This window comes from Xenorhabdus santafensis (genome assembly GCF_033949405.1).
Lineage (GTDB): Bacteria > Pseudomonadota > Gammaproteobacteria > Enterobacterales > Enterobacteriaceae > Xenorhabdus > Xenorhabdus santafensis.
Genome location: NZ_VCDN01000535.1, coordinates 1 through 281 on the forward strand (window position 1 = coordinate 1; position 281 = coordinate 281).

General features: G+C 34.9%; 1 protein-coding gene and 1 pseudogene. Both read left to right on the forward strand.

All coding sequences use genetic code 11. From position 1 onward, the window contains the following. Positions 1–185 (forward strand): PTS lactose/cellobiose transporter subunit IIA (locus tag FE392_RS23300; protein ID WP_319932044.1); only part of this gene is annotated, 185 nt, incomplete at its 5' end. Position 186: 1 nt separating this feature from the next. Beyond that, positions 187–281, forward strand: a pseudogene (locus tag FE392_RS23305) (hypothetical protein); the annotation flags it as partial.

Genomic DNA, 281 nt, shown 5'->3' on the forward strand with positions numbered 1-281 from the left:
CGATTAATGAAGCGCATCATTTCCAAACAGAGCTCATACAATCAGAAGCAAGAGGAGAAAAAACAGAGATTAGTGTTCTTTTAATTCACGCACAAGATCATTTAATGAATGCAATTACAGTAAAAGAACTGGCTGAAGAATTTATTACTCTTCATAAACGAGTAGAAGAGAAAGTGACAGTATAAGATGTACATTTTATTATGTTGTGCAGCAGGCATGTCAACGAGTATGGTCGTAAGAAAAATGCAAGAAGAGGCAAAGAAACAGGGGAAGAATTATAA